This window comes from Amycolatopsis ultiminotia, from assembly GCF_039536925.1.
Taxonomy (GTDB): domain Bacteria; phylum Actinomycetota; class Actinomycetes; order Mycobacteriales; family Pseudonocardiaceae; genus Amycolatopsis; species Amycolatopsis ultiminotia.
This window is the reverse complement of record NZ_BAAAZN010000020.1, coordinates 138,452-163,442: the sequence shown is the minus strand read 5'-3', so window position 1 is coordinate 163,442 and position 24,991 is coordinate 138,452. Positions and strand designations below refer to the sequence as shown.

At 67.9% G+C, this 24,991-nt stretch carries 20 protein-coding genes; 11 read left to right on the top strand and 9 right to left on the bottom strand.

Annotated features, from left to right (window positions below):
* Window positions 1-518: 518 nt before the first annotated feature.
* Window positions 519-689: a hypothetical protein gene (locus tag ABD793_RS34695; RefSeq protein WP_344867538.1), complete on the bottom strand. Its 171-nt coding sequence runs from the start codon at window positions 687-689 to the stop codon at window positions 519-521.
* On the opposite strand from ABD793_RS34695, the gene ABD793_RS34690 reads away from it, so the two are divergent.
* Both ABD793_RS34690 and ABD793_RS34685 read left to right on the top strand, forming a co-directional pair.
* Complete coding sequence (locus tag ABD793_RS34690; protein WP_344867537.1) at window positions 688-2,142, top strand: alpha/beta fold hydrolase; 1,455 nt, start codon at window positions 688-690, stop codon at window positions 2,140-2,142. The two genes, ABD793_RS34695 and ABD793_RS34690, sit on opposite strands and share 2 nt — an antisense overlap.
* Window positions 2,143-2,200: 58 nt before the next feature.
* A complete protein-coding gene (locus tag ABD793_RS34685; protein ID WP_344867535.1) occupies window positions 2,201-2,785 on the top strand; it encodes a nuclear transport factor 2 family protein in 585 nt (194 codons plus the stop codon).
* Between the two features lie 108 nt (window positions 2,786-2,893).
* On the opposite strand, the gene ilvA is transcribed toward ABD793_RS34685, so the two are convergent.
* Window positions 2,894-4,150 (bottom strand): threonine ammonia-lyase IlvA, encoded by a 1,257-nt coding sequence (gene ilvA / locus ABD793_RS34680; RefSeq protein ID WP_344867555.1) that lies wholly within the window; start codon window positions 4,148-4,150, stop codon window positions 2,894-2,896.
* 494 nt (window positions 4,151-4,644) lie between these two features.
* Entirely contained in the window at window positions 4,645-6,069 is a 1,425-nt protein-coding gene (locus tag ABD793_RS34675) for a short-chain fatty acyl-CoA regulator family protein (RefSeq protein WP_344867533.1), read from the bottom strand.
* A gap of 229 nt (window positions 6,070-6,298) precedes the next feature.
* Between ABD793_RS34675 and aceA the strand changes: the two genes are divergently transcribed.
* From aceA to ABD793_RS34655, 4 genes are all read left to right on the top strand, one after another.
* Window positions 6,299-7,585, top strand: coding sequence for an isocitrate lyase (gene aceA / locus ABD793_RS34670; RefSeq protein ID WP_344867532.1), 1,287 nt, complete (start codon window positions 6,299-6,301; stop codon window positions 7,583-7,585).
* Window positions 7,586-7,664: 79 nt separating this feature from the next.
* A complete protein-coding gene (gene aceB, locus ABD793_RS34665) occupies window positions 7,665-9,278 on the top strand; it encodes a malate synthase A (RefSeq protein WP_344867531.1) in 1,614 nt (537 codons plus the stop codon).
* Window positions 9,279-10,226: 948 nt separating this feature from the next.
* Complete coding sequence (locus ABD793_RS34660) at window positions 10,227-10,487, top strand: methyltransferase domain-containing protein (protein ID WP_344867530.1); 261 nt, start codon at window positions 10,227-10,229, stop codon at window positions 10,485-10,487.
* A complete protein-coding gene (locus tag ABD793_RS34655; RefSeq protein ID WP_344867529.1) occupies window positions 10,484-10,846 on the top strand; it encodes a hypothetical protein in 363 nt (120 codons plus the stop codon). The genes ABD793_RS34660 and ABD793_RS34655 overlap by 4 nt, the downstream gene beginning before the upstream one ends.
* 819 nt (window positions 10,847-11,665) lie before the next feature.
* Here the strand turns inward: ABD793_RS34655 and ABD793_RS34650 are convergent.
* The 4 genes from ABD793_RS34650 to ABD793_RS34635 form a co-directional block, all read right to left on the bottom strand.
* Window positions 11,666-12,919: a glycosyltransferase family 4 protein gene (locus ABD793_RS34650; RefSeq protein ID WP_344867528.1), complete on the bottom strand. Its 1,254-nt coding sequence runs from the start codon at window positions 12,917-12,919 to the stop codon at window positions 11,666-11,668.
* A 1,417-nt stretch (window positions 12,920-14,336) separates the two neighbouring features.
* Complete coding sequence (locus ABD793_RS34645; RefSeq protein ID WP_344867527.1) at window positions 14,337-14,834, bottom strand: glutathione peroxidase; 498 nt, start codon at window positions 14,832-14,834, stop codon at window positions 14,337-14,339.
* Between the two features lie 20 nt (window positions 14,835-14,854).
* Window positions 14,855-16,384, bottom strand: coding sequence for a 1,4-alpha-glucan branching protein domain-containing protein (locus tag ABD793_RS34640; RefSeq protein ID WP_344867526.1), 1,530 nt, complete (start codon window positions 16,382-16,384; stop codon window positions 14,855-14,857).
* Window positions 16,381-17,154 (bottom strand): class I SAM-dependent methyltransferase, encoded by a 774-nt coding sequence (locus ABD793_RS34635; protein ID WP_344867525.1) that lies wholly within the window; start codon window positions 17,152-17,154, stop codon window positions 16,381-16,383. The genes ABD793_RS34640 and ABD793_RS34635 overlap by 4 nt, the downstream gene beginning before the upstream one ends.
* Before the next feature lie 137 nt (window positions 17,155-17,291).
* Here ABD793_RS34635 and ABD793_RS34630 point away from each other — a divergent pair, with 137 nt between their 5' ends.
* Window positions 17,292-17,639 (top strand): hypothetical protein, encoded by a 348-nt coding sequence (locus ABD793_RS34630; protein ID WP_425548818.1) that lies wholly within the window; start codon window positions 17,292-17,294, stop codon window positions 17,637-17,639.
* Here the strand turns inward: ABD793_RS34630 and ABD793_RS34625 are convergent.
* The gene (locus ABD793_RS34625) at window positions 17,617-18,456 is read right to left on the bottom strand and encodes a DegV family protein (RefSeq protein WP_344867523.1); all 840 of its coding nucleotides are present in this window, start codon (window positions 18,454-18,456) and stop codon (window positions 17,617-17,619) included. The two genes, ABD793_RS34630 and ABD793_RS34625, sit on opposite strands and share 23 nt — an antisense overlap.
* A gap of 243 nt (window positions 18,457-18,699) precedes the next feature.
* Here ABD793_RS34625 and ABD793_RS34620 point away from each other — a divergent pair, with 243 nt between their 5' ends.
* The 4 genes from ABD793_RS34620 (at window position 18,700) to ABD793_RS34605 (ending at window position 22,387) form a co-directional block, all read left to right on the top strand.
* Window positions 18,700-19,485: an electron transfer flavoprotein subunit beta/FixA family protein gene (locus ABD793_RS34620; protein WP_344867522.1), complete on the top strand. Its 786-nt coding sequence runs from the start codon at window positions 18,700-18,702 to the stop codon at window positions 19,483-19,485.
* Window positions 19,486-19,513: 28 nt separating this feature from the next.
* The gene (locus ABD793_RS34615; protein WP_344867520.1) at window positions 19,514-20,473 is read left to right on the top strand and encodes an electron transfer flavoprotein subunit alpha/FixB family protein; all 960 of its coding nucleotides are present in this window, start codon (window positions 19,514-19,516) and stop codon (window positions 20,471-20,473) included.
* A 235-nt stretch (window positions 20,474-20,708) separates the two neighbouring features.
* Window positions 20,709-21,491, top strand: coding sequence for a GNAT family N-acetyltransferase (locus tag ABD793_RS34610; RefSeq protein WP_344867518.1), 783 nt, complete (start codon window positions 20,709-20,711; stop codon window positions 21,489-21,491).
* Complete coding sequence (locus ABD793_RS34605) at window positions 21,488-22,387, top strand: lysophospholipid acyltransferase family protein (protein WP_344867517.1); 900 nt, start codon at window positions 21,488-21,490, stop codon at window positions 22,385-22,387. The genes ABD793_RS34610 and ABD793_RS34605 overlap by 4 nt, the downstream gene beginning before the upstream one ends.
* A gap of 1,614 nt (window positions 22,388-24,001) precedes the next feature.
* Here the strand turns inward: ABD793_RS34605 and ABD793_RS34600 are convergent.
* Window positions 24,002-24,907, bottom strand: a complete 906-nt coding sequence (locus ABD793_RS34600) for an NADP-dependent oxidoreductase (protein ID WP_344867516.1) — start codon at window positions 24,905-24,907, stop codon at window positions 24,002-24,004.
* Window positions 24,908-24,991 lie beyond the last annotated feature (84 nt).

Here is a 24,991-nt window from a genome sequence, read left to right as displayed (position 1 = left end):
CGATCGTCGCCCACACAACAACGAAACCGGACGTTCAGCAGACAGGATGCCTGGAGTCGGCACGGGAACGCGTCGCCTGAGGGCTACCGCGCCGACCACAGCGAACGTGGAGAAGCTGCACGGTCGTCGCGGGTGCGGAGTTGCCGTGGCGAGCGGTGGTTGTGGAGTGGTCGTGCGACCGGTGCGGGCCTGTGGTTGGCGTGAGGTGGTGGTGAGTCTGGAGTGGTTGTGACTGCTGTGGACGTGGGATTGCCACGATGACCGCGGACGGCGCCGAACCTGGAGTGGTTGTACGACCGCCGGGGCCCGGGGCCGTCGCGAGACGGTGGTCGGCCTGGGGTGGTTGTGACAGACAGTGCCGCGGACCCGGAACTGTCACGGGACGACGAACCCGAAGCCCGCCCTGAACTGGTGACGACCCTTTGGACGAAAATCCGCCGTCGCGTTCCGGCGTTTGTCTGCGCACGGCGCGGCGTATGCCCCAGCGCCGGGGAGTGGTCGTCAGCACGTCGGTGCGGTCACCAATGACAGGTTGGTCGTCGGTGCGCGGTGGGCCAGGGGCGCTGCGTGAGCTCGGTGTCGGCCGGCAATCGCGACGGAGCGTCGTCGATGAACCAGCCCATCGGTTCGGGCACTCGGCCGATCGGCTGATCCGCGGTTGCACCGGAGGTCGGCAGGATGATCTTCATGCCGAAATTCCGTTCTCTCGCTTCCGTCTTCATGGCGGTTGCGGTGGTCCCTCTCGTTCCCACGGTCGCCGCTGCAGAAGGACTCGACTGGCAGCCGTGCGCGTCGATCGCGAAGGGATGGGACGCCGATGATCAGCGGACCGAATGCGCGATGGTCACCGTTCCCCTCGACTACGCCGACCCAGGTGGGCGGACGATCGACATCGCGGTCAGCAGGATCCCGGCGATCGGCACGCGCACCGGGGCCATCGTCTTCAATCCCGGCGGTCCCGGTCAGTCCGGAATGACCACGCCGCGCACGACCGCGGACAGCAAAGCTGCCGGGTTGCTCGAACATTATGACCTGATCGGGTTCGATCCACGCGGCGTCGACTACAGCGCGGGGCTGGACTGTCCCGAGGACGGCACCCAACCCGATCCGGGACTGTCCGAAAAGGAGCAAGCCAGGTTCGTCGCCGAACGGGACGCGGCGGCCAAGCGGCAGTGCATCGCCAAGGATCCGGCTTTGGTCCGTTCGCTGACCACACCGAACATCGCGCGCGACCTGGATCGGATCCGTCAGGCGCTGGGCGAGGACAAGATCGGCTACTACGGCATCTCCTGGGGAACGGCGCTCGGCGCGCAGTACCGAACACTCTTCGACGATCACGTCGACAAGATGCTGCTGGATTCGGTGATGTCGCCGAAACTCGACCTCACCGCAATGGACGATGACGAGACCACCGCGGGTGAGAAGACCTTCCACGAGTTCTCTGCCTGGATCGCCGACTACGACGCTGTCTACCATTTCGGCGCGGACGAGCCCACCGTCGTCAAGGCCCTGCTCGACCTGCGTGCCGAGCTGGCTGCTCATCCACGTAAGGGTCCTGACGGTTCGGTGGTCAACGGCGAAACCGTGAACGCCATGCTCGCCGACCCGCGTAAACAGTGGCCGGATCTTGCTTCCCGACTGGCCACGATCCGCGACGGCGGAACTCCCGCGGCACCGCGGGCGGCCGCGCCGGCGAGCGGGTTCGGTTGGGACACCGAGCGCACCGGCGGCAGCACCTTCCAGCAGAACGCCTTGTTGTGCAACGAATCGCCCAGCCCGCGGGACTTCGACACGGTGTGGCAACACCGGCTCGAACGCATCCAGCGCAATCCGGTCGCCGGTTCGCAAGGGATCTGGGAGCAGCGGTGCATCGGCTGGCCGTCGGCCGCGCAACAGTGGCAGTTCGGGCCGGGCAAGAGTCAGTTGCAGCTCGTCGGGCACACCTTCGAGCCCGTCACGCCGATCGGATGGGCCTATGCGATGCAGCGGCAAATCGGCGGTGCACTGATGACGGTCGAGGACGACGCACACGGCTCGCTGGCCTCTCTGCCGTGTGCGGCAGCCGCCGTGACCTTCTTCGACACCGGCCGCACGACCACGGAATCCTGCCCTGGGCCACCGATTCCGACACCGAAGTCGTAGCACGCTCTGTGTCCGAGAAATCGACGAAACCACGCGACGCCGCGGATAGCCTCGCTGAGTGACCGAAGCTCTGCGGCGTCACGTGGACGCCTTCAACGACCGCGACCTCGAGGCCCTGTTGGCTGGCTTTACCGACGATGCGGTCTGGGTCACCGGAGGCAGTGTCGTGCACGGCCGCAAAGAACTCGCGGAGCTCTTCAGCGACGCACTCGAACAGCTATTGCCCACGCTGACCATCGAGAACGTCATCGCCGACGGTGACCGCGTCGCCGCCCAGTTGACGGAGCAGCTCACCCACAACGGGGTTGGCCGCCAGTTCTCCATCGCCGGCTTCTACCGGTTCGAAGGCGGCCGGATCGCGTCGGCGAAGATCTATCGCGAGGGCAACGCCGAACTGGCCTGGCGGCCGTTGTCGTCTTTTCGGCAAATGCTGCCTGGCCAGGGACGATGCTCAGACTGCGAGGCAAGGGGAAGCGCCCAGACCACGGGGCGAGGAGAAGGGCTCGGACCACAACGCAGAGCGGAAGCGCCCAGACATCGAGGCGAGGAGGAGCACTCAGACCACAAGGTCGGGGGGAAGCGCTGGACCTCGACTCGGGGGAAACGCTCAGACCATGAGGGGACCGCTCGGGCCGCGAGGTGAGGGAGAGCGCTTGGACCGCGAGGTGAGGGGATCGCTCGGGCCGCGAGGTGAGGGAGAGCGCTTGGACCGCGAGGGGGTGAGCTCAGACCATGAAGGGAGGGGAAGCGCTCAGACCACGAAGTGGTAGAGGGGGCTCCCCGGTTCCACTCGCTCCACCTGCAGCGGGCTCGCGGCCAGCCGGGCAAGCAGGCCGGGCAGGTCCGTTCGCCGGGCGATCTCGATCCCGATCAGCGCCGGGCCGGTCTCGCGGTTGTTGCGTTTGACGTACTCGAAGCGCGTGATGTCGTCCTCAGGGCCGAGGATTTCGTCGAGGAAACGGCGAAGTGCGCCGGGTTCCTGAGGGAAGCCGACGAGGAAGTAGTGCCTCAGACCCTCGTGGATCAGGGAGCGTTCGAGGATTTCGCTGTACCGGCTGACGTCGTTGTTGCCGCCTGAGACGACACACGCCACCGTTTGCCCGGCTTCGACGCGCACGGTGGTCCCCAACGCGGCGGCCGCGAGGGCACCCGCGGGTTCGGCGATGATGCCGTCCGATTGGTACATCGACAGCATCTCGGTGCACACCGCGCCCTCGTCGACCGACGTCAGTTCCGCACCGCTGTCTCGGACGAGCGGGAATGGCACCCGGCCGGCTTGTCGGACCGCCGCGCCGTCGACGAACGGGTCGACCGTGGCGATCCGTACCGGTTCACCCGCGCCGAGCGCCGCCGCCATGCACATCGCCCCTGCCGGCTCGACGCCGACGACCCGGACCTCAGGATGCCGCTCGTGGAGCCAGGTCGCGATACCGGACAGCAGGCCACCGCCACCGACCGGGACTACCAGCACGTCCGGGACGAAACCCAGCTGCTCGACGATCTCCAGCGCCACGGTGCCCTGACCGGCGACAGTGCGGATGTCATCGAAAGCCGGCACGAGCGTCGCCCCAGTGCGTTGCGCGTCTTCGTTCGCCGCGGTGAAGGCATCTTCGTACGTTTCGCCGACCACGATGACCTCGATGTGCGCGCCACCGAGAGTTGCGATGCGTTCACGCTTCTGCCGCGGCGTGGTGCCCGGTACGTACACGCGACCATTCGCCCCTAAACGGCGACATGCGTACGCGACCCCTTGCGCGTGGTTGCCGGCACTGGCGCAGACGACGCCGCGCGCACGCGTCTCGTCGTCGAGCTGGACGATGAAGTTGTAAGCGCCGCGGATCTTGTACGAGCGGACAGTCTGCAGGTCCTCGCGCTTCAGCCAGACGCGCGCGTCCACCCGGGACGACAGACGGGCGTTGGGCTCGAGCGGTGTCCGAGTGACCACGCCGGCGAGCCGCTCGGCGGCCTGTTCCACCATTTGGGCACTGACGGTTTCGATCCGTTGCACAGTCGCTGAATCTACTTCCCGCTCACTGCGGCGTCCGCAGGGGTGTTGACGGCAGGAAATGCCGTCTGGCGACCGAACGTGACCAAACCGGCCCAATATGCCCGTTCGTGCAAGCTGCCGACGAACCGGACCGGCCGACCTCGGTGATGGTCGCTGCCGGCCTTTTCGCTTGCCAACCCTGCTGTGGCTCGTCGTGGCCGGGCCGTTTGAGATCGCGGGCGGTTCGGGTTCCTGCTCATCAGGCTGATTGGGCTCTACTCCGCGCTGCGCTTCTGACTAGGCGGGCGTGGGGGCATGACCACGTTCACTGTCCTCGCGGTGCACGCCTACTCGCCAGTGTCCGCCCTGACGCACGCTCCGCGTACAAGAGGACGGACACCGCTACGGCTCATCATTGATCGGCGTACTGAGTCTCGCGCAGGTGCATTCTCGGCCTCGCGCTCGCGTACGTACCGACGTCCAACACGTACGTCCGCGTACGCAGCCCGTGGCTCTCACTTCTTGGGAACAGCCGGGTACGGGACGAAGGTGCTCGTGTTCTCGTCGACCGTCAGCGGTTTGCCGATCGCCGGGAACGCACGCTGTGGGCACGCGGGCCGTTCGCACACTTTGCAGCCCATGCCAATCGGCGTCGCCGCGGCAGGTTCGTCCAGGTCGAGGCCGGTCGAGTAGACGAGCCGGCCGGCATGGCGCAGTTCGCAACCAAGGCCGACGGTGAACGTCTTGCCCGGACTCCCGTAGCCGCCGATGTTGCGTGACACGGTGCGCGCGACCCAGAAGTAGCGCTTGCCGTCGGGCAACGCGGCGATCTGGGTGAGGATCTTGCCGGGCGAAGTGAACGCCTCGTAGACGTTCCACAGCGGGCAGGCACCGCCCACCCGCGAGAAGTGGAAGCCGGCCGCCGACTGTCGTTTCGACATGTTCCCTGCCCGGTCCACCCGCACGAACGAGAACGGCACCCCGCGGTGCTTTGGTCGCTGAAGCGTCGACAGCCGGTGACAGGTCGTCTCGAATCCGACACCGAAGTGGTCGCACAGCCGCTCGATGTCGTAGCGGAACCGCTCCGCCGCGTCCAGGAACGAGCTGTACGGCAGGATCAGCGCGCCGGCGAAGTAATTCGCCAGGCCGACCCGCGCGAGTGTGCGCGCGGGCAGGCCGGAAAACGCCCATGAATCCGCGAGTTCGGTGATCAGGTCGTCGTACTCGAGGAGCGCGATCTGCGAGGCCATCCGGAACGCCTGCTGGCCGACCCGAAGACTCGGGGCGAGCCGCAGCACCCGCGTCGCCGGCTCGTACTGGTGCTGCTGACCTGCGGATTCGTCGATGCCCTCGGTGGTCACCTCGACGCCGTAGCGTTGCCAGAGCCGTTCCTTGAGCGAGACGAGCACCGAACCACGGCGCAGCGGGATCGTCGCGGCCATCCGTTCGGCGCGTTCGTCCAGTTCGGCGACATAGTTCTCGCGCTCGTAGAAGAAGTCGCGGACCTCTTCGTGCGGCAACGGCGCGGCCGCGCTGCCGTGTAGGCCGAGGCCGTTTTCCGTGGTCAGCGCCGCAGTGTTCTCAACTGCGTTGCGGTAGCTGAGGTGCAGTTTCACCAGTGCCTGGGCGACCGAGGGCAGGTTCGTCGCCAATTCGTTCAGCTCGCTCGTGGTCACTTCAACGCCGACGACCTCGTCGAGCAGCGCTTCCTTGACGTCCGCGACCAGCCGCGAGGTGTCGTTGTTGGCGAAGAACTCCGTGTCGACGCCGAACGCCTGGGTGATCCGCAACAGCACGGGCACCGTGAGCGGACGGGAGTTGTGCTCGATCTGGTTGAGGTAACTGGGTGAGATCTCGAGCACACGTGCCAGGTCCGCCTGGCTCATCGAGCGGCTCTCGCGCAGATGCCGCAGGCGCGCCCCGGCGAAAGTTTTGTCCATCGCTCCTCCGTCCGGCCGGAAGGTTTCCGGGCCTGAACGATTACGTGAACGATCAAGCCGGCGGATTCTCCCTCGTGTTGCGAATCGGCGATTCACAACCTTTGCAGGATCGTAAGCATCCTTCGCAAAATTTGGCAAATTGGAGCTATGGACCCGGTTTTCCCGCTCGTGTCAGGGTCGTGACCAGGCAAGGCGAGCAATCGCAAACTTCGCAACACGGGAGAGTCCGATGACCGAGCAGGCCAAGCAGCTCGAGCAGGCGGCGGCCGAGCTGGCCGAGCAGTGGAAGACCGACCCCCGCTGGGCGGGCGTCCAGCGGACCTACTCCGCCGCCGACGTGGTGAAGCTGCGGGGTTCCGTTGTCGAAGAGCACACGCTCGCCCGCCGCGGTGCGAAGAAACTGTGGCAGCTGCTGCACAACGAGGACTACATCAACGCACTCGGTGCGCTCACCGGGAACCAGGCCGTGCAGCAGGTGCGTGCCGGGTTGAAGGCGATTTACCTGTCCGGCTGGCAGGTCGCGGCGGACGCCAACCTGTCCGGCCAGACCTACCCGGACCAGAGCCTCTACCCGGCCAACTCGGTGCCGGCCGTGGTCCGCCGGATCAACAACGCGCTGGGCCGCGCCGACCAGATCAACTACGCCGAGGGCAACACCGACATCGACTGGTACGCGCCGATCGTCGCCGACGCCGAGGCGGGCTTCGGTGGCCCGCTCAACGCGTTCGAGCTGATGAAGGGCATGATCGCGGCCGGTGCCGCGGGTGTGCACTGGGAGGACCAGCTCGCGTCCGAGAAGAAGTGTGGTCACCTCGGCGGCAAGGTGCTGATCCCGACCAAGCAGCACGAGCGCACGCTGAACGCCGCCCGTCTCGCCGCGGACGTGCTGAACGTGCCGTCGCTCATCGTCGCCCGCACCGACGCACAGGCCGCGACGCTGCTGACCAGCGACGTCGACGAGCGGGACCAGCAGTTCCTCACCGGCGGCCGCACCGCGGAGGGCTTCTACGAGGTCAGCAACGGCATCGAGCCGTGCATCGAGCGTGGCCTGGCCTACGCGCAGTACGCCGACCTGCTCTGGATGGAGACCTCCGAGCCGGACCTCGAGGTGGCACGCAGGTACGCCGAGGCCATCAAGGCGAAGTACCCGGACCAGATGCTGGCCTACAACTGCTCGCCGTCGTTCAACTGGAAGAAGCACCTCGACGACGCGACGATCGCGAAGTTCCAGCGCGAACTCGGCCACATGGGCTACAAGTTCCAGTTCATCACGCTGGCCGGCTTCCACGCGCTGAACTACTCGATGTTCGACCTGGCGCACGGTTACGCCCGCGAGGGCATGAGCGCCTACGTCGAACTGCAGGAGCGTGAGTTCGCTTCGGAGGAGCGCGGTTACACCGCCACCAAGCACCAGCGCGAGGTCGGCACCGGTTGGTTCGACCAGGTCGCCACGGCGCTGAACCCGCAGAGCTCGACCACCGCGCTCAAGGGTTCCACCGAGGAAGCGCAGTTCTGAGCCTTCCCCATGCGGTCCGGCGGCGGATTCCCGCCCGCCGCCGGACCGCCCCCTTCTTCCCCCGCAGCGGAGGTACGAGATGGCTGACAAGTTGAACTACCGCATCGAGGTCACCGGGCCGACCGGTGGCCGGTTCGCCGAGATCCTGACCCCGGCCGCACTGGACTTCGTGGCCAAGCTCGACAACGCCTTCGCCGGACGTCGCCGCGAACTGCTCGATGAGCGCCGCCGGCGCCGGGAGCGCGTGCAGTCGGGGGAGGAACAGCTGGACTTCCTGCCGGAGACGCGGCGGATCCGCACCGACGACAGCTGGCACATCGCGCCTGCCGCGCCTGGCCTCGAGGACCGTCGGGTGGAGATCACCGGCCCGACCGACCGCAAGATGACGGTGAACGCGCTCAACTCCGGCGCCAAGGTGTGGCTGGCAGACTTCGAGGACGCGACGTCGCCGACCTGGCACAACATCGTCGACGGCCAGGTGAACCTCTTCGACGCCATTCGCCGCAACATCGACTTCACCACCGAGGCGGGCAAGCGTTACACGATCGGCGACGAACCGGCGACCATCGTCGCGCGGCCGCGTGGCTGGCACCTGGCGGAGAAGCACATCCGGATCGACGGCCGCCCCGTTTCGGCCAGCCTGGTGGACTTCGGGCTGTACTTCTTCCACAACGCGCGCCAGCTGATCGCGCGCGGCAGCGGGCCGTACTTCTACCTGCCGAAACTGGAGAGCCACCTCGAAGCGCGGCTGTGGAACGACGTCTTCCTGCTGGCGCAACAGGAACTCGGCATCCCGCGGGGTACCGTCCGTGCGACCGTGCTGATCGAGACGATCACCGCGGCCTTCGAGATGGACGAAATCCTGTACGAGCTGCGTGAACACGCCTCCGGCCTGAACGCAGGCCGGTGGGACTACATCTTCAGCGTCATCAAGAACTTCTCCGCGCACGGCGCCGATTTCGTGCTGCCGGACCGAGCCCAGGTGACGATGACGGTCCCGTTCATGCGTGCCTACACCGAACTCCTCGTCCGCACCTGCCACCGCCGCGGAGCGCACGCGATCGGCGGAATGGCCGCGTTCATCCCGAGTAAGGATCCTGCCACCAACGAGGTTGCGTTGGAGAAGGTCCGCCAGGACAAGGAACGCGAGGCAGGTGACGGGTTCGACGGTTCGTGGGTCGCGCACCCCGGCCTGGTCCCGGTGTGCCGCGAGGTGTTCGACGCGGTGCTCGGCGGCTGGCCGAACCAGCTCGGCAAGCTGCGCGAGGACGTGTCGGTCGGTGCGGAGGACCTGCTCGACGTCGCGAGTGCCGGTGGGGAGGTGACCGAGGCGGGCGTGCGAGCGAACGTCAACGTCGCCCTGCGGTACGTCGACTCCTGGCTGCGGGGCACCGGCGCCGCCGCGATCCACAACCTGATGGAAGACGCCGCGACGGCCGAGATCGCGCGGTGCCAGATCTGGCAGTGGATCCGCAACGGCACCAAGCTCGAGGACGGTACGGCGCTCACCCGCGAACTCGCGGTCGAGTTTCTGGACGACGAACTCGCCAAGGTCCGCGCCGACCTCGGTGCGGCCGCCCGGCTCGACGACGCCAGGGCGATCTTCACCGAGACCGCCCTCGGCGAGAAGCTCCCGAGCTTCCTCACGACCGGCGCCTACGCCCGCTACCTCACCGATACCGCCATCCGGTGAACCTGCTCCGGTTGTCCGTGACCTGACCGCGGGCACCCGGCCCCCGCGTCGCGTTTTGGGACGGCGCGGGTACGGGTTCGGTGGCGGAGGCTCCCCGCCACCGGACCCGGGCTTTCCAGAGCCCGCGTGTTGTCGTCTCAAACGACAACACGCGGGTTTTGGCATTTCCGCTGGTCACGCAGGTCTACTTTGTTCGGCGGCGGTGACGGGGTGACCAGGTCAGGGTCTTCTTTCGATGCTGGACGACCTGGCCGCCGGGCGACTGTTGTATGCCGCGTGACTCCTCCGCACCAGGCGGCTCTTGCGCGCTGTGTGGCTCTTGCGCGTCAACCGACCTTGCGCGCTGGTCGACCTTGCGGGCCGGAAGACGTCGGCCAGCGCAGTGCCGGCCGTGGTTCACTCGGGCGGCTCCTGCTTGTCGGGGCTTGTGCCCGCCGGACGGCTCGTGCATGGTGGGCGGCTCTCGCGTGTCGGGCCTCTTGCGTGCCGGCGCGGCTCTTGTACGCCGGGCGGGCAAACCTGCCGTCCGACGGTTGCGTCGTGTCTCTCTGTGAACGTGCCGCTGAGTCGTGAGCGGTGCCACCTTGTGCGTGAGTCTTGCTCTTGCACGCGGAGTCGTACGCGGTGTCGCCTGGTACGTCATGCGGATGCCCTTCGCAGCGAGACAGGTGGGCCAGATGAGTCGAGGTGGGTGAAGCGGGAGCGTCGCATTGTGGAGCTACGGTTCGGATCTGCTCGGCTCTCTGCGAAATCCGTCGCTTTCCTCCGGTCGCGTCGCGAGGATCGCCGTATGGGCTTGGGATTCAGCGGAGAGGTCACCGAGTTCTACCGGCAGTAGCGTCGCGGCTATCCGCAAGCAGTGTTCGACGCGCTCTGTGACGTTTCACCCTGAATGATGAAGACGTCGTCGTTGATCTCGGGTGTGGTACTGGCCAGTTGACCCTGCCGATGGCTGAACGTGTCCGTGCAGTGGTCGGGATGGACCCGTCGGCGGACATGCTGGTGACGGCTCGTCGTGCCGCAACTGCCGCCGGTACTGGCAACGTCTTGTGGCTTCTGGGCAGCGACACCGACCTCCCGGCGCTCGGTGCTTGGCGCTTGGCGCTTGGCGCCGTCACGATCGGCCAAGCCCTGCACTGGATGGATCACGAGACGGTGTTTGCCGATTTTCGACCAATCCTGCGCGAGGGCGGCGGGTTGCCGTGGTGACGAACGGTTCGCCGCTGTGGCTTCAGGAAAGCGCCTCGTCCCGAGCGCTCCGCGACGTGCTCACCGAGTGGCTCGGCCATCCCTTGACCACGACCTGCGGCACTGACGACAGAAGCCATGTCCGGTATCGGGATTCACTCGTCGCTGCGGGGTACGAAGTGGACACTCGGGTCGTCGAATACGTCGATGAGCTCACTGCGGAACAGATCGCGGGCGGTGTGTATTCAGCTCTCAGCGAAGAAACTCTGCCCGCTGCTGATGAGCGCGTCGCGTTCGCGGATCGCATCCGGGCGGCCATCGAACCGCATGAGCCGTATCGCGAACCGGTCAGTGTCAGGATCCTGACAGGCCGTTGCTGACCGCGTCGCAGCGGGCTGTCGGCATTCAGCGGCGACCGATTCGGCGACACGTCGGGATGGGGCCGGTCACCGATCGTCCGCGAGGTTCGGCTCACCGCAAGTCCGGTGTTTCCGAAGTGGCCCGTTGGCAGCCCCGTGCCTGCGGCCCCTGGCCGTTGCCGGTCCAGCGAGTAGGGACGAGTTGTTGTCGGCCCGGCGACCATGGGCAGCTTGTTGCCGGTCCAAGGACCACGGGCAGCTTGGTGCCGATCCAGCGACCGAGGGCCGGCTACTGACCGACTTGTCGGCTGGGAGTGCCCCGATTGTTGTCGGTCCGAGAGCCGAGAGCCGAGAGCCGAGAGCCGAGAGCCGAGAGCCGAGAGCCTGGGCTGCCGGTCTGTCCGGCTGGGGTCGCCTGGGTTGCTGCTGGTCGGAGGGCTGAGGTACCTGGGTTGTTGTCGATCCGGTGGTCAGGGCTGCCGGACCGTTGTCGATCCGACGGTTAGGGGTGCCGGATCGTTGTCGATCTGGCGACCAGGTTGCCGGGTTGTTGTCGGTCTGGCGACCAGGGGTGTCCGGGTTTGTCGGTCCGGAGGTTGCTGGTACCTGACTTTTCGCCGGTCTGATTGCCGGGCGTCCCGGGCTTGTCGGCCTGGTGGTGAGGGAGCCCTGGGTGGTTGGCGGCCCGGTGACCGGGGGGCGGGTTGTCGCGGATCTGGTCGCTGGGGCCCGACGATCCGGGAGTTCCGTAGGCCCGTCCGCGGTCGATCTCGTGGTCTTGTGCACGGAGCGTGGTGTAAGCGCCGGTGTTGTGGCGAGCTCCGCGTGCACGAGTGTCGGTCAGAGTTCGAAAGCGTTGCCGGTTGCGATCTTCGGGCGGCCCAGCTCGACCGGTTCGCCGATGCGCGCCCGCCGGTAGACCTTGACCGTCTCTTCGGCGATCCGGCCCCAGTCGAAGTCGGCGGCCAGACGGGACTGGGCTGCACGCGCCCGTCGCGTCGCTGCGGCGGCGTCGTTCAGCACTGTGGTGACCGCTTCGGCCAATCCGGTGACGTCGCCTGGTTCGAACGCCAATCCGGTCTCCCCGTCCACGACCACCTCGCCCAGGCCGCCGGCCGTCGAGGCCACCAGTGGCGCCTTCGCGGCAGCGGCTTCGAGCGCGACGATCCCGAACGGCTCGTACCGGCTGGGCAGCACCACCGCGTCGGCCGCGGCGAGCAACGCACGCAATTCGCGGTCGGGCAGGTGCCCCACGAAGTCCACCGCCCGGCGGATCCGCAGCTTGCGGGACTGCGCGACCAGCTCGTCGTGGTGCCGACCCTTCCCGGCGACGACCAGTCGCGCGCCGGGAAACCGCCGGCGGATGCGGGGGAGCGCGGCCAGCAGGTCCTGCACGCCCTTCTCCCATTCGAGCCTGCCGAAGAACAGCAGGAGCGGGGCGCCTGCCGGGCTGTGCCGCTCGCGCATTTTCGTCACTTCACCGGACGACACGCGCCAGCTGCGTTCCTCGATGCCGTTGTGGATCACGGTGACGTCGCCGTCGTCGATCTCGAAGAGGTGAGCCACTTCCTTGCGCATGGCCTGTGAGCAGGTGATCACCGCGTCGACCCGGTTGGCCAGCCACCACTCGACCGAGTGCACCTGCTGGTTCAGCGGATGCGACAGCCAGCCGGAGTGCCGGCCCGCTTCGGTCGCGTGGATCGTGCCGACGAGCGGGACCCGAGCCGCCTCGGCGACGGCGATGGCGGGGTGCGTGACGAGCCAGTCGTGCGCGTGCACCACGTCGGGTTGCCAGCCGCGCAGCAGGTCGTGCGCCGCGCGGATCATTGCGTGCCCCATGGCGAGCGTCCATGCGACGAGGTCACGTTCGAACGTCAGGTGCATCGGGTCCTCGGCCACCCGGACGACCCGGACACCGTCGACCATGCGGTCACTGCGGGGATGGGTCGACGCGTCGGTGCCCGCCGTGTGCCGGCAGAGGACGACCACGTCATGCCCCTGGCCGGCGAGGTGCCGGGCCAGCGCGTGCACGTGCCGGGCCAGCCCGCCGATGACGACCGGCGGATACTCCCACGACAACATCAGCACGCGCATGGCCAGAGGTTACTCGCCAGTCGCTTACCTCGGACGTCCTGCCCGATCGACGCTGGTGAGCCCGGTTTGTTGCCGCGGAACGGCCACGCTGGGTCCGCACGTCAGTGCCGCCTCACCGTTGATGGGCGGGATGGGCGGTGGGAGCTGTGTGGGGGCGAGGCGAGGTTCTTGGCGACGGCCCGGATCTCTTGTACGCGGAGCGTGCGGCTGAACGGATGGCTCTCTGCGGTCTTGTACGCGGAGCGTGTATGTGGTCGCACGGATCTGTTGACGCTTGTCGACGGAGCGTGCTGCCGGTCGCTGGGCCTCTTCGACGGCTGACCTCGGGATCTCTTCGACGGCTGGTCTCGGGTCCGTTCGGCTGGTGTCTCTGGATCTGATCAACCGGTGTCCCTGAGTCCGTTCGGCTGGTGTCCCTGGGCCGCTGGACCGGGGTTTCTGGGGCCGCTCGATCGGTGCTGAGGCTGTTCGACCGGCGCTGGGGCTGTTCGACCGGTGTTCCTGGATGTGGTCGGTCGGCGTTCCTTGAGTCTGCTCGATGGTTGACCTCGGGTCTGCTCGACTGGCGGTCCTGGGTGTGCACGCTCCGCGGACAAGAGCTTGGTTGCCGGTGCCGGGGTGCCTGGTCGTCAGTGCTTGGGCACGCTCCGCGTACAAGAGTCTGCCCGATTGCCAGTGCTTTGATCGGGGCAATCACCAGCGCCTCAGTTCGGTCGGCCGCCGGTTCTCGGGGTGGCTTGAACTCCGGTTCGCAGGACTGGCGGCACCGCCGGTTCTGCGCGTTGTTCGACACGGATATGCGAGATGGTTCACCTCGGCCGGTTCTCGATGGCCGTTACGGATCGTCGACTCGGGCGGCGGGTTCCGGGTCGCCAGTGCGCAGCTCTGCGTTCTCCGCTCCGCGTACAAGAGTTCCGAATTGCCGGGTCGGCAGCGCGCTGGACCGATCCGGAGCGCCGGGTCAGCAACACGGGGTCGTGACGAGGTCCCGGGTCGGCAGCGTGCCGGGTTGGCAAGCGGGTGCTGGTTGTCGGGTTGGCAAGAGGGGTGATTGCCGGGTTGGCAGTGCGAGGGGTTGTTTCGGTCGCCGGAGCGGCAACTGCGAGGGGTCGTTTCGGGTTGCCGGGTCGGCAACTGCGAGGAGTCGTTTCGGGTTGCCGGGTCGGCAACTGCGAGGAGTCGTTTTTGGTCGCCGGGTCGGCAGCGAGCGGAGCCGTTTCGAGTTGCCGGGTCCCAGGCACGCTCTGCGTACAACAGCGCCGGACGCCGGATTGTCGTCTTGGGGACCGCGGGACCATCGTGGTTCGGACGGGTCCCGCGGGTCAGGTTCACCGGCGAGGTTCGCCTCGGCGTTCGACCTCCGGCGTCCCCGGCCGGCCCGTCGGGAACGCAGGCGAGACCGGCCGGGTGGCGGGGGTCAGGACGGGAGCGTCGCCTCGATGGCCTTCACCACGGTCTCGTCCTCCGGGTCGGTGCGGGGGCGGAACCGGCCGATGACCTCGCCGGACGGGCTGACCAGGAACTTCTCGAAGTTCCACTGCACGTCGCCTGCCGTGCCTTCGGCGTCGGGGGTCTCGGTGAGGGCTGCGTAGAGCGGGTGGCGCCCCTCGCCGTTCACGTCGATCTTCTCGAACAGCGGGAACGACACGCCGTAGGTGGTGGAGCAGAACGTCTGGATCTCCTCGGCCGTCCCGGGCTCCTGGCCGGCGAATTGGTTGCACGGGAAGCCGACGACCGAGAAGCCTTTGTCGCCGTAGCGTTCCTGCAGCCGCTCGAGGCCGGAGTACTGGGGCGTCAGGCCGCATTTCGACGCCACGTTCACCACCAGTAGCGCTTTGCCGCCGAGCGGGCCGTCGGCGCCAAGGGTCGTGTCCTCACCGGCGAGCGTCGTGAGCGGAAGGTCACGGATTCCCATGTGCGGGTCCTTTCGATTCGTCATGCAGGAGGACGACGCAGGGCGCGTGCGTCCACGTGGCCGAACGGGCCGTCGGCCCGGCGGTATTCGTCGGCGAGCGCGACCGCGCGGGCACGGTCTCCGCTGCGAAGCAATCCGGACAGCGCGTCGAAGCGCTCGGTGTGCACGCGGGCCCGGCGCCGCGCGTAGTCCGCGGCGGAATCCTTCGTGACCATGAACGCCCAGTCACTGGACAGGGCGAGCATCGCCTCCGCGACGGCCTGATCGGCGACGGTGTCGCGAGCGGTCCCGTCGATCCGGTCGACGAGGTCCAGGAGACGGGTCTGCAACGCTGTGTTGTCCTGCACCATGTCGGCGACCTGCTCGCCGTCCCAGACGCGCCAGTCCTTCCCGGAGCCCCATGAGGACGCAGGTAAGTCCACCGGCGAACCCAGGTGACCGGCCTCCAACGCGCCTCGCAGCGTGGTCACCCGCACGCCGGCCTCGGGAAGTGCGCGCAGGATTCCTTCCAGCCACGCTGGGCCCTCGTGCCACCAGTGTCCGAACAGTTCCGTGTCGTATGCGGCGACCACCAACGACGGGTGGCCGTGCTGTTCGCGGAGCGAGCGCAGCCGCGTGACGACGGTGTCGACGAAATCCTTGACGTGCAGCCCGAGAACGTCCGCGGCCAGCGCCGGATCGTAGGGCTCCTTGTCCTGTGGTGCCACCGTTTTGCCGGTCACGCGCGACGCCTTGAGCCCCACCTCGTGTGCCCACGTGTGGAAGTCCCGGTACGCCGCGTGCCCGGGGTAGCCGGCCTTCGGCGACCAGACCCGGTAGGTGACTTCGAGGTCACGGCCGAAGCAGACCACGTCCGATTCGCCGACGGGATGCGCTGCCGAGGTGTCACCGCGCAGGGACGGGCCGTCGACGAGGAACCGTCGCACGCCGCCGGCCTGATAGTCCCGTTCGATCCCCGGTGTGTAACCACATTCCGGCGCCCAGATGCCTTCCGGTGCGTGCCCGAGCCGCAGCGCGGTGTCCGCCAGGCCGCTGCGCAGGGCGAACCGGCGCACCCGCTCGTCCAGCAGCGGCTGGAACGGGTGCGCGAGCGGCCCGCCGAGCAGCTCGATCGTCGAATCGTCCACCAGGCTGCGCAGGATCGGGGAGAAGCCGTGCCGCCAACGGGTTTCCAGCTCCTCGGTGGCGCGAACGGCGGTCTGGTGCTCTGCCGCGGCCAAATCGCGCAACAGCGGGTCACCGCGCCAGAGGGTCGACGCGTGGCGAGTGCGCAGCTGCCAATGGCCGAGCCAGTCCTGACAAGCGCGGATCGCGTACGGATCGTCCAGCTGAGCGGCGAGCACCGGCGTCATGCCGAGGGTGAGCACGTCGCGTCGTCCCTCGTCGGCGAAGCGGCGCAACAGGTCGACGACCGGCAGATACGAATGCGTCCACGCCTGGTAGAGCCATTCCTCCCCGACCGGCCAGCTGCCGTGGTGCGGCAGCCAGGGCAGGTGACTGTGCAGGACCAGGCAGAACGTGCCCTCGTGCCCGGGATTCGAGACGGTCACGGGCGCACCGCCACCGCCACCAGATCGAGGCTGGCGTCAAGGTCCCGGTCGTGCAAGGTGAAATCCTCCGCGCGGATCGCGGCGACGTCCGCGAGCAGGTCCGCCGGCCACACCGCCTGCCCCGGCAGCGAGCCCATCACGACTGCCAGCTGGGCGTCGATGATCGAACCCCCGTGCCGGCTTTCCACCGTGCGCAGGCTTTCCGCGTGGTGCAAGCCGTGCAGCGTCTGCACGGTGAAGCCGGCCGCACGCAGTAGTCCGTCCAATTCGGACGGTGCCAGCTCGCGCGTGTGGTACGGGTTGAGCGGAGTGTCGCTGTCCGGTGTGAAGGTGAGCCGGTTCGGCGTCGTGACCAGCAGTTTCCCGCCAGGGCGCAGTGCGCGGAAACATTCCGCGAGGAACCCGTCCTGATCCCACAGGTGCTCGATGACCTGGAAATTCGCGACCACGTCGACGGCGCCGACCGGCACCGGGAGGTATGCGAGATTCGCGCGTGCCACGGCGACGTCCGGATAGCGGCGCGCCACGTGTTCCGTGGTCGGGACGTCGTAATCCAACGCCAGCACCCGGCGCGCGTGCCGGGCGATGAGCCCCGCGCCGTAACCCTCGCCGCAGCCGGCCTCCAGCACCGTCGCGCCGGCACAGTGGGGGAGCAGGGCCAGGTAGGCAGCTTCGTGGCGACGGAACCAGTAGTTCTCCTCGGGGATGCCGGGGACGGTCCGTTCGCCGGTGAGGTGCAGTGCTTCGGCCCGGGTGGCTGCGTGGGTCACCTGCGCGACCCTAGCGCGTGTCACGTTCCACCGGCCGGTCTCGTTCCTGCTGCATGCAACGGACAATCACGCGCATCCTCCTGGCCGTGCTCGGGCTGGCGGAGCTGGCGCAAGGGATCTGGCCAACGGTCACCCCAATGGGTTTCTATCAGGACTTTCCCGGCTTCCGGCGTGGCTGGGTGTCGATGGACGGACCGTTCAACGAGCACCTGATCCGCGACTTCGGCGGCCTCAGCCTCGCGCTCGCCGCGGTCCTGATCGGCGCCGCGGTGATCGGCACCACAGCGGTGGCCAGGATGGTTTCGGTGGCGGCACTGCTGTTCTCCGTGCCGCACATCTCCTACCACCTCGGTCACCTCGGGCACTACGCCCGCACCGATCAGGTGCTCACCGTCGTGGCGCTGGTTCTGACTGTGGTTGTGCCGCTCGTGACGCTGCTCCTGCCGGGTCGTCGGAAGGTGGTCAGTTCGTCGGCGACACCGTGATGCTCAACGCGCCGGGGCCGACGTGCGCGCCGATCACAGTGCTCGCGTCGGCGACCAGGATGTCGCCCACGCCCGGAATGCGTTCCTTCAGCCGGCGCACGACCTCTTGTTCGTCGGAGCCGAAACGGGTCACCGCGAGGTCCGCCTTCTGGTCGCCGACGGCTTTCTCGGCGAGGTCGACGAGGCGGTTCATCGCCCGTTTGGTACCGGGAACGCGAGCGAGCGGGCTCACCTCACCGTTGCGGACGGTGAGCAGCGGCTTGATCGAGAACGCGGTGCCCAGCATCGACTGGGCAGCGCCGATCCGTCCCGATCGCCGCAAGTACTCGAGAGTGTCGACGTAGATCAGTTCGGTGGCTCCTCGGACCCGTCGTTCCGCGGCGTCGAGCACCCGGTTGAGCTGGCCGCCGGCGCCTGCCACGCGGGCAGCGGACACCGCGGCGTAGCCCAGGCTCATGCTGGCCGTGCCGCTGTCGAGGATGTGCACCGGGATCCGGACCTGCTGCGACGCCTCGCGGGCGGCCTGCACGGTGTCCGACAACCGGCCGGAGATGTGCAGGCTGACGATCGCGGACGCACCGGCGGAGGCCGCGTCCTGGTAGGTCCAGAAGAAGGCGCCGGGGTCGGGTGGGGAGGTCGAGACGGGAGTGCCGGCCTTCATGGCCTCGACGAGCCCGCCCCGGTCGAAGCGGTGCTCGTCGTCCGTCTGATTCCCGACGTGAAGCTGGACCTGCACGACGCCGATTCCCCATTGGGCGGCGAGTTTCTCGGGCAGGCACGAGGTCGAGTCGGTGACTACGGCGATGTGCGCGGACATGCTGCCCGAGGTTAATGCCTATCGCCCTACTGGCAGTAGGCGACCGTTGGTCCGATCGGGCGAGCGGTGATCTGTACGGGGTAACCGGTAAACTACCGGGACGATGGTCCCACTAGATTGCCCATCCAGGTGAATGCGGTCACCTCAGCGGGTATGGCCGCCGGAATGGCCCTAATCTACCGGCCAGTAGAGCACTGTCCCGTGGCCGAGCACCGGCCCCTACCGGGAGGTCGAAGAAGACCCATGACGAACATCGTTGTCCTGGTCAAGCAGGTACCGGACACCTACTCGGAGCGGAAGCTCTCGGGTGCCGACAACACGCTTGACCGCGAATCCGCCGACGCCGTGCTCGACGAAATCAACGAGAAGGCAGTCGAGGAAGCGCTCAAGATCAAGGAAGCCGGCGAGGGCGAGGTCACCGTGATCTCGGTCGGACCGGACCGCGCGACCGACGCCATCCGCAAGGCGCTCTCCATGGGCGCCGACAAGGCCGTCCACGTCTCCGACGAGGCGTTGCACGGCTCCGACGCGATCGCCACCGCGAAGGTGCTCGCCGCCGCCGTCGGCAAGGTCGAGGGCTACGACCTCGTCATCGCCGGCAACGAGGCGTCCGACGGACGGGGTGCCGCGGTGCCCGCGATCCTCGCCGAGCTGCTCGGCCTGCCGCAGCTGACCTACGTGCGCGAGCTGACCGTCGAGGGCTCCAGCGTGAAGGCCGACCGGGAGACCGAGGACGGCATCACGCACCTCGAGGCGAACCTGCCGGCGCTGGTCAGCGTCAGCGAGAAGATCAACGAGCCGCGGTACCCATCGTTCAAGGGCATCATGGCGGCCAAGAAGAAGCCGGTCGAGACGCTGACCATCGGCGACCTCGGGATCGACGCGGGTGAGGTCGGCCTCGCCAACGCGTGGTCGTCGGTCATCGAGTCCTCCCCGAAGCCGCCGCGCACCGCAGGCGAGAAGGTCGAGGACGAGGGCGACGGCGGCGGCAAGGTCGCCGAGTACCTGGTCGGGCAGAAACTCATCTGAGACACGGTTTCGAGGAGGAATTCGGAAAATGGCTGAAGTACTCGTCCTCGTCGACCACGTCGACGGTGATGTCAAGAAGGTCACGCTCGAGCTGCTGACCGCGGCGCGTGCACTGGGTGAGCCCTCCGCCGTGGTGGTGGGTCCCACCGGTACCGCGGCGAAGGCCAAGGAAGCCCTCGCCGGTCACGGTGCGGCCAAGGTTTATGTCGCCGAAGGCGACGACGCCGGCGGCTACCTGGTGACCCCGAAGGTCGACGTGCTGGCGAAGCTCGCCGAGCAGGCGTCCCCGGCCGCGGTGCTCGTCGCCGCCAGCGCCGAGGGCAAGGAGGTGGCCGCGCGCGTCGCGTTCCGGCTGGGCTCCGGCCTGCTGTACGACGCGGTCGGCGTGAACTCCGACGGCACGGTGGACCAGTCGATCTTCGGCGGTGCGTTCTCGGTGAAGTCCAAGGCCGCCAAGGGCGTGCCGGTGGTGTCGGTCCGCCCCGGCGCGGTCGAGGCCGAAGCCGCGGACGGTGCCGCTGCCGAGGAGACCGTGGAAATCCCGGCGCAGGACCCGGCGAAGTCGGCAAAGGTCACCGGCATCGAGCCGGTGGTCGGCGGCGACCGGCCGGAACTGACCGAGGCGTCGATCGTCGTCTCCGGTGGCCGTGGTGTCGGTTCGGCGGAGAAGTTCGACGTCGTGGAGAAGCTGGCCGACTCGCTCGGCGCGGCCGTCGGCGCCTCGCGTGCCGCGGTCGACTCGGGCTACTACCCGGCCCAGTTCCAGGTGGGGCAGACCGGTAAGACGGTGTCGCCGCAGCTGTACATCGCACTCGGCATTTCCGGCGCGATCCAGCACCGCGCCGGCATGCAGACCTCGAAGACGATCATCGCGGTCAACAAGGACGCCGAGGCGCCGATCTTCGAGATCGCCGACTTCGGCGTGGTGGGCGATCTGTTCAACGTTGCGCCGCAGCTGACCGAAGCGGTCGACAAGCGCAAGGGCTGACGTTTTCCCGCTCCGAAGGCCGCCGCGTACCCCCTCGGTACGCGGCGGCCTTCGGCGTTTCCGGATGTTTCGGGACGTTTCACGGGTCGTTCCGGGTGGTTCCGGGTGGTTCCGGGTCGTTCTGGGGTGGTTCGAGCCTGAGAGAAGCCTGAGAACCGGCAATTAACTCAACGTGCACTGATCGGTCATCGATTGGCACTCTCCGCGGTTTCTCGGTGGCAGGTACACCTTGACCATGACGTCGTCACAGCTCCTCGTCAGCACTGATCAGGCGGGTGCCGACCTCCCCGAGGACGCACCGAGGTATTCCCTTCTCGTCGCGCACGGCAACGATGAAGTGCTTGCCGCCCAGCAGCTGCGGCACCGGGTGTTCGCCGGGGAAATGGGGGCGCAGCTCAACTCCCCGCGGCCTGGCCTGGACGTCGACTACTTCGACGAGTACTGCGACCATCTTGTCGTCCGAGACGACAACACCGGCGAGATCGTCGGCTGCTACCGGATGCTGCCGCCGGAACGCGCCGTGCAGGCCGGGAAGTTGTACTCCGACAGCGAATTCGATCTGACCGCGCTCGACGGCCTGCGTTCGTCGCTGGTTGAGACCGGACGGTCCTGTGTGCACCCGGACCATCGCAGCGGCGCCGTCGTGAGCCTCGTGTGGGCCGGGATCGCGCGGTACATGCTGCTTTCCGGTCACCGCTACCTCGCCGGCTGCGCGTCGGTGCCACTGAGCGACGGTGGCAACTACGCCGCGGGCGTGTGGGATGTGTTGCGCGCCAAGCACTATGCGGACGAGGCTCGCCGCGTTTCGCCGTTGCACCCGTGGGAGTGCGACGACATCGTCCGTCCCGGTCGGGCGATGCTGCCGCCACTGATCAAGGGTTACGTGCGGCTCGGCGCGAAGGTGTGCGGCCCGCCGGCACTCGACGCGGACTTCGGCGTCGCGGACTTCTTCGTGCTGCTTGACCTGCACCAGGTCGACGAGCGCTACCTGAAGTTCTTCCTCGGGGTGCAGGTATGAGCCACGCCTGGATGCCGACGTCTCCCTGTGGCGACGGCTGCCTCACCACCGGCGCCCCGACCGTCGGCCTGCCACGCAGGATCCTGCGATACTCCGCGGCGGTCACGATGGTCTGCGGCGCGCTGCTCGGCACGCCGATGCTGCTCGTGCTCCACGGCCGGAGCCGGGAACGGCTGGTGCGCACCATCTTCCGGTCCGTACTCCGTGCGTTCGGCGTCCGCCTGTCCGTACACGGCGGTGCCGACTTCCTGACCGCGCCTGCCGGTCGCGGTGCGCTCGTCGTGAACAACCACATCTCGTGGCTCGACATCGTCGCGATCAACGCCTTGCGGCCCATGCGTGCACTCGCGAAAGTCGAAATCGGCACCTGGCCGGTCCTCGGCACCCTCGTACGGCGCGGTGGCAGCATCTTCCTGAACCGCGACCGCCTCCGCACCCTGCCGGACACCGTGGCCGAGCTGTCCGACGCCTTGCGCTCCGGCTCGCTCGTGAACGTCACCCCCGAAGGCACCACCTGGTGTGGCCTGGCGTCCGGCCGCTTCACGACGGCGACGTTCCAGGCCGCCATCGACGGTGGCGTGCCCGTCCGCCCGATTGCCCTGCGCTACCGGTTGTCCGACAGCCGCGAAACCAGCCAGCCCGCTTTCATCGGCCCGGAATCGCTCATTGCGTCCCTCCGCCGAGTCGCCGCCCTGCGCGGCCTGGTCCTGGAGGTGCACGTGTGCCCGGAGATCGCGCCGGGCCGAGCGGAAGACCGTCGCTCCCTGGCCGCACTGGCGGAGGCCTCGGTGCACTCCGCTCTCGGCACAGTCCGCATCCCAGCCCAACCCCGTCGCCGTTCGGTGGCCACACGCATCGTCCCCGACGCGACCGCCGCATCCGGTACTGGTCACTGAACAACCAACGGTCCGGATCGGCCGCCGGCTCGGGCAGGTCACCGGTTTGGACTGACCGCGGTTGGGCTGATCGCCCGCTGCTCGGGACGGCCCTTTGGCGCGAGGCCGATCGCCGGTCTCCGGCCGGCCGCTGTTCCGGTCCGCCCCGGTTCCGGTCCGCCTAGGCTCCGGTCTGCCCCGGTTCCGTGCCGCTCCGGTTCCAGCCCGCCCCGGTTCTGGGTCGCGCCCGGTTGTAGTCTGCCCCGGTTGTGGGTCGCCGCGGTTCCGGGCGGCACTGGTTTCGGCTGACGGTTGTTCCCAGGTGGCGCTGATCTCGGCCGGCCCTGGACCCGGGCGGCACCGATCTCTACTGGCCCTGGCCCCCGGGCGGCACTGACCTCCACTGGCCCAGGACCCGGGCGACGCCGATCTCGGACGGTCCGGTCCCGACTGGCCCATGCTTCGGCTGGTGCTGTTCCGAACCAGCCCTGGTTCCGGTTCAGACAAACCGCAGGTTCGGCCGGTCCCCAAAGAAGTCCGATGCCCGCCCTGGCAGCTCGCGAGCTGGGCGTACGCCTCCGAAACGGACCCGCAGTACCCGCCGCAGAAGCCCTGGCCTGCCCATCGTCGACGACTCCACAGGGCTGTACAGCGTAGGCAACGATCTCGTCGCAGAAGGCCCTGACACCAGCGGGACGTTCGCCGAGCCGGTAGTCGGTCCGGTATCCGATGTCACGACGAATCCGTTCGGTGAACGTCCCGCCGAGTCCCGAGCACGCCCAACGCCTTCCTGACGTGGTCATCAGCCGACAGACGCTGAGCAACGTCAGGTGACTGATCCGCTCGCGGCAAGCGACACCGCGCAGGCCGCTCGACGCCGCATCGCCCAACGGCGACGGTTAAGCAGTTCGCGACCGGCTGAGTCCGTTGTCCGTTGAGTGGTCGATACCGAGTCTTGTGGTGGCGGATTGGTCCCCTTGTTACCGCTCAACAGCGGTGCAGCGCATGGCGTTTAGCAGCCCAGCTGCGCACACCGCTGGGCAGCTCAGCAGCGCGCCCCGCTTGGCAGCTCGGACGCGCTCCGCTTAGCAGCTCGGCTGGGCACGTCGCTCGGCAACGATGCGGGATTTCGCTTGCACACCGACGCGCACCATGTGGTCCCTGACCGGCTGACCGTGACCGAGCGGCGACCGCCATCTGCGAAGTCGCCACCGAGCCGGGAATCGGCACCCACCACCGCCGCGATCAGCGACCACCGTCCCGCCACCCGCCGAGTCGTGGTCGCCAAATGGTCGATGGTCGTCCCCACCGGCCAACGTCCTTCCGTCGACAGGCCGATGCCGACCTGCCAACCGGTAAGTGTCATCCAGCGTCGGAGCACTGAGCGCCCGGCCTTCCGGCTGCCGCCATCCAACGGCGACAGCCAGACAGCCCGAGCCATACCCGCGAAACTTCAGCCGCTCACCCAAAACCTTCGACGCCTGTGAACGGCAGCCAACACGGCCAAACCTCCGCCCGGGAAGCCGGCGAGAGAGTCTGACCAGCCGAAACGCCGCAACCGACGGACAGGCTCCCCAAGAGCACGAAGCTCTTGCCTCACGACAGCACCGGCGGGTCAGACGGGCCGTCGTCCAGTCAGGAAACGACGATCGTCAACTTCCCGCTCGGATGCCCGTTCTCGCTCTCCTCCTGAGCATCTGCTGCTTCCTCCAGCGGATAGCTGGTTCCCTGCGGAATTCGCAGCCCTCGCTCCACGTAACCAAGGATTCGGTCCAGCGTCTCGTCAGAGAGCGCGTCGCCACCAGACGAGAACGGCAGGCCGAGCTGGAACGCCGCCGGGTCGGCGATGGTCACCACGCGCTCCTGCGACCCGCGAAGTTCCACCGAATCGGGCAGCACACCGTGGCCGGACGTGTCGAACACCGCGTCGACGGCCCGTCCGCCGGCCGCTTCCCGGACCCGCTTCAGCCAGCCGTCGCCGTAGCTGACGGCAATCGCGCCCAGCGACTTGACCTCGTCCAGGTTCCGCTGCCCCGCGGTTCCGATCACCGTGCTGCCCGTTTCGATCGCTGCCTGTACGGCGAACCGCCCGACCGCTCCGCTCGCGCCGTGGACGACCAGCAGCTCGCCGGGCTTGACGTCGAGCAGCCGGAGCACGCGCAACGCCGTTTCGCCGGCTACCGGCAACGCCGCCGCGTCCTCCCAGGAAAGATCCGCCGGCTTCCTGGCCACCGCCTTGGACAGCGCGAACTCGGCGTATGCACCGGTGTCCGACCATCCGAACACTTCGTCGCCGACGCTGAACGCGGCTCCGTCGCCGACCGCGTCGACGACGCCCGCGATCTCCATGCCCGGGATCTGCGGGCCATCCAACGGTGCTCCGTCAGCCATGAATCCCCTGCGAATCTTCCAATCGATCGGGTTAACGCCCGCGCGGCGCACGGCGACGCGCACCTGACCCGGTCCGGGTTCCGGCACCGGGACGTCGGACACCCGCAGCACGTCCGGCCCGCCGTATTCGGCAAAAGTGATCGCTCGCATGTCGGTTCGTTCTCCTTCGGTTCAGGACGGCAGTCCGCGCGCCCCTTCTCAAGCCAACCGTTCGGCGCCCTGTTCCGAACTACC

Coding starts and splice junctions, on each gene's coding strand:
- ABD793_RS34690 (WP_344867537.1), top strand. CDS start 688: ATGCCGAAATTCCGTTCTCTCGCTTCCGTCTTCATGGCGGTTGCGGTG.
- ABD793_RS34695 (WP_344867538.1), bottom strand. CDS start 689: ATGAAGATCATCCTGCCGACCTCCGGTGCAACCGCGGATCAGCCGATC.
- ABD793_RS34675 (WP_344867533.1), bottom strand. CDS start 6,069: ATGGACAAAACTTTCGCCGGGGCGCGCCTGCGGCATCTGCGCGAGAGC.
- aceA (WP_344867532.1), top strand. CDS start 6,299: ATGACCGAGCAGGCCAAGCAGCTCGAGCAGGCGGCGGCCGAGCTGGCC.
- aceB (WP_344867531.1), top strand. CDS start 7,665: ATGGCTGACAAGTTGAACTACCGCATCGAGGTCACCGGGCCGACCGGT.
- ABD793_RS34660 (WP_344867530.1), top strand. CDS start 10,227: ATGGCTGAACGTGTCCGTGCAGTGGTCGGGATGGACCCGTCGGCGGAC.
- ABD793_RS34650 (WP_344867528.1), bottom strand. CDS start 12,919: ATGCGCGTGCTGATGTTGTCGTGGGAGTATCCGCCGGTCGTCATCGGC.
- ABD793_RS34645 (WP_344867527.1), bottom strand. CDS start 14,834: ATGGGAATCCGTGACCTTCCGCTCACGACGCTCGCCGGTGAGGACACG.
- ABD793_RS34630 (WP_425548818.1), top strand. CDS start 17,292: ATGGGTTTCTATCAGGACTTTCCCGGCTTCCGGCGTGGCTGGGTGTCG.
- ABD793_RS34625 (WP_344867523.1), bottom strand. CDS start 18,456: ATGTCCGCGCACATCGCCGTAGTCACCGACTCGACCTCGTGCCTGCCC.
- ABD793_RS34620 (WP_344867522.1), top strand. CDS start 18,700: ATGACGAACATCGTTGTCCTGGTCAAGCAGGTACCGGACACCTACTCG.
- ABD793_RS34615 (WP_344867520.1), top strand. CDS start 19,514: ATGGCTGAAGTACTCGTCCTCGTCGACCACGTCGACGGTGATGTCAAG.
- ABD793_RS34610 (WP_344867518.1), top strand. CDS start 20,709: ATGACGTCGTCACAGCTCCTCGTCAGCACTGATCAGGCGGGTGCCGAC.
- ABD793_RS34605 (WP_344867517.1), top strand. CDS start 21,488: ATGAGCCACGCCTGGATGCCGACGTCTCCCTGTGGCGACGGCTGCCTC.
- ABD793_RS34600 (WP_344867516.1), bottom strand. CDS start 24,907: ATGCGAGCGATCACTTTTGCCGAATACGGCGGGCCGGACGTGCTGCGG.